1 pseudogene is annotated in these 3,820 nt (G+C 72.6%); it reads left to right on the top strand.

The features are described 5' to 3' along the window. Positions 1-222 precede the first annotated feature (222 nt). A pseudogene (locus FB454_RS34640) lies at positions 223-3,820 on the top strand (type I polyketide synthase); the annotation flags it as partial.

The raw sequence follows: 3,820 nt of genomic DNA, 5'->3' as shown, positions 1-3,820 counted from the left end.
CAGCGGGCGTTGGATGGTGGTGAGGGGCAGGTGGTGGTGGCGGATGTGCGGTGGGATCGGTTTGTGCCGTCGTTCACGGCGTTGCGTCCGTCGCGGTTGTTCACCGACATCCCCGAGGCACAGGCGGCGATCGAGGCGGCGTCCCGAGCCGAGACCGGCCCCACCGACCGGGCCTCCGCACTGCGCGAGCGGCTCGCGGCCCTGACGCCGCCGGAGGTCGAGGCGTCCCTCCTGGACCTCGTACGCTCCCAGGTCGCCACGGTGCTCGGCCACGCCACCGTGGAGGCGGTGCGGCCGGACCGGGCGTTCCAGCGTCTCGGCTTCGACTCGCTCACCGCCGTCGAGCTGCGCAACCGGCTGACCGCCGAGACGGGCCTCGCGTTGCCCTCCACCCTCGTCTTCGACCACCCGACGCCGGCCGCCCTGGTCGCCTTCATCCGGGAGACCGTGCTCGGAGCATCGGGCGACGCGCCGGCCGACCGCAGGGTCGCCACCGTCGACGACGACCCGATCGTGATCGTCGGCATGGGCTGCCGCCTCCCGGGTGGCGTCGCGTCCCCGGAAGAACTGTGGCAACTGCTCGCCACGGGACGCGACGGCATCTCCGAGTTCCCCCTCGACCGGGGCTGGGACAGCTTCCTCAGCAGCGGCCTGTCCGACACGTCCTTCGCCCGCAGGGGCGGCTTCGTCTACGACGCCGGCGAGTTCGACGCCGAGTTCTTCGGCATCTCGCCGCGGGAGGCGCTCGCCATGGACCCGCAGCAGCGGCTGCTGCTGGAGACCTCGTGGGAGGCCGTCGAGTCGGCGGGCATCGACCCGACCACCCTGCGGGGCGGCGCGGTCGGCGTCTTCGCCGGGGCCAGCTTCCAGGGGTACGCCAGCGGGTCGGTCGGTCGGGCCCAGGAGGTCGGCGGCCACCTGCTCACCGGCAACGCGACAAGCGTGTTGTCGGGCCGGGTGGCGTACTCGTTCGGCTTCGAGGGCCCGGCCGTGACTGTGGACACGGCGTGTTCGTCGTCGCTGGTCGCGTTGCACCTGGCGGCGCAGGCGCTGCGGTCCGGCGAGTGCGACCTCGCCCTGGCCGGCGGCGTCACCGTGATGGCCTCCCCGGGCACGTTCGCCGAGTTCTCGATCCAGGGCGGCCTGTCCGCCGACGGCCGCTGCAAGTCGTTCTCCGACGCTGCGGACGGCACGGGCTGGTCCGAGGGTGTCGGCGTGCTGCTGGTGCAGCGGCTGTCGGATGCGCAACGTGACGGGCGTCGGGTGTTGGCGGTGGTGCGGGGCACGGCGGTGAATCAGGACGGTGCGTCGAATGGTTTGACGGCGCCGAACGGTCCGTCGCAGCAGCGGGTGATCCGGCAGGCTCTGGCGTTTGCGGGTTTGTCGGCGGCTGATGTGGATGTGGTGGAGGCGCACGGTACGGGTACGTCGTTGGGTGATCCGATCGAGGCTCAGGCGTTGTTGGCGACGTATGGGCAGGGTCGGGATGTGCCGTTGTTGTTGGGGTCGGTGAAGTCGAACATCGGTCATACCCAGGCTGCCGCCGGGGTGGCCGGCATCATCAAGATGATTTTGGCGATGCGGCATGGTGTGGTGCCGGCGTCTTTGCACGTGGATGTGCCGTCGTCGCATGTGGACTGGTCGTCGGGTGCGGTGGAGTTGGTGACGGCCTCGCGTGAGTGGCCGGGCGTTGGGCGTCCCCGGCGGGCGGGTGTGTCGTCGTTCGGTATCTCGGGCACGAACGCGCACGTGATCATCGAGCAGCCCGAGGCCGCCCCGGCACCGGTCGCGCCCGTCGCACCGGTCGGGGTGCCGGTGCCGTGGGTGGTGTCGGGTCGTTCGGAGCGGGGTCTGTCGGGTCAGGCGGCGCGGTTGGCGTCGTTCGTGCGCGATCGTGGCCTGTCGCCGGTGGACGTGTCGTGGTCGTTGGCGACGACCCGTGCCGCGTTGGAGCATCGCGCGGTGGTGTGGGGCTCGGACGTGGACGAGCTGGCGGCGGGTCTGTTGGCGGTGGCCGAGGGCCGGTCTGCGGGTGTGGTGTCGGCGGGTCGTCGGGCGGTGTTGTTCACGGGTCAGGGTTCGCAGCGCGTGGGCATGGGCCGGGAGCTGTACGAGACGTTCCCGGTGTTCGCGGCGTCGTTCGACGAGGTGTGCGCGGAGATCGATCCGCGCCTGCCGCGTGCGCTGCGCGAGGTGGTGTTCGCCGAGCCGGGCACCGCCGATGGGGCTCTGTTGGATCAGACCGTGTTCGCGCAGGCGGGGTTGTTCGCGGTCGAGGTGGCGTTGTGGGAGTTGCTGTCGTCGTGGGGTGTGCGGGCGGACTACCTGGCGGGTCACTCGATCGGTGAGGTGACGGCCGCGTACGTGTCCGGGGTGTTGTCCCTGGCGGATGCGTGCACCCTGGTGGCGGCGCGGGGTCGGTTGATGCAGGCCCTGCCCAGCGGTGGGGTGATGGCGGCGGTCGGCGCGTCGGAGGAGGCTGTCGCCGAGCTGATCGGCGTGACCGGCGCGGCGGTGGACGTCGCGGCGGTGAACGGTCCGGAGTCGGTGGTGGTGTCGGGTGCCGTCGGCGAGGTGGCCTCGGTGGTGGCGGCCTGTCGTGAGCGGGGTTGGCGGGTCAAGGAACTCTCGGTCAGTCACGCGTTCCACTCGCGGTTGATGGAGCCGATGCTGGAGGAGTTCGCGTCGGTGGTGGCGGGGCTCGACTGGCGGTCGCCGAGGATCCCGATCGTGTCGAACGTGACCGGCGCGGTCGCGGACGCCGCAGAGATCACCGAGCCCGGCTACTGGGTGCGGCACGTGCGGCAGCCGGTGCGCTTCGCCGACGGTGTGGCGGCGTTGCGGGCACAGGGGGTGGACACCTTCCTGGAGATCGGCCCGGACGCGGTCCTCACCGCCATGGCCGCCGAGGCGGACACGGCCGACGACGTGCGGTACGTCGCCACGCTGCGCCGCAGCCAGCCCGACGTCACCACCCTCACCAGTGCCGCGGGGCAGCTCTGGGCCGCCGGCGTGGCCGTCGACTGGGCGGCGTACCTCGGCCAGACCGGCACCCGGCCGCGCGCGGTGGAACTGCCCACCTACGCCTTCGACCGGCAGCGCTACTGGCTGGAGGACCCCCAGCCCGGCTCGGCTCCGGAGCGGGCCGACGCCCCGTCCGACGAGCAGTTCTGGGCGGCGGTCGAGTCCGGGGACCTCGGCGTGCTGGACGAGGATCTCGCCGTGGGCGCGGACGAGCCGTCCACGGCGCTGCTGCCCAAACTCGCCCGGTGGCGGCGGGCGACGCAGCAGCGGGCGGTCGTCGACTCCTGGCGGTACCGGGCGACGTGGCGTACGGCCGCCGTGCCGGACTCCGCGACGTTGGCGGGAACCTGGCTGCTGCTGATGGCGCCCGGGCAGGAGGACCACCCGGTGGCCGCGGCGCTGGCTGCCCGGGCCGACCGGGCGGTCCCGGTGCTGGTCCCGGCCGGCGCCGACCGCGACCGGGTGGCGCGGCTCCTGCTGGAGGCGATGAGCTCAGACGCCCGGGACGCCCACGTGGTGTCCCTGCTGTCGCTGGCCGAGCCGCGGGAGGCGTCCCCGGTTCCGGCCGCCGCCGAGGTGTCGACGGCGCTGGCCGTGGTGCAGGCGCTGACCGACGTCGGTGGGTCGGGCCGGTTGTGGTGGCTGACGCGCGGGGCGGTGTCGGTCGGCGGCTCGGACGAGCTGGCGGATGTCGCGGGTTCTGCGGTGTGGGGTTTGGGTCGGGTGGTGGGTTTGGAGGTGCCGTTGCGGTGGGGTGGTTTGGTGGATTTGCCGGGTGTGTTGGGTGGGGGTGTGT

Source organism: Micromonospora sp. CNZ297 (assembly GCF_007827625.1).
The sequence above is the reverse complement of the archived record's forward strand: the minus strand, read 5'-3'. Positions and strand labels throughout refer to the sequence as shown.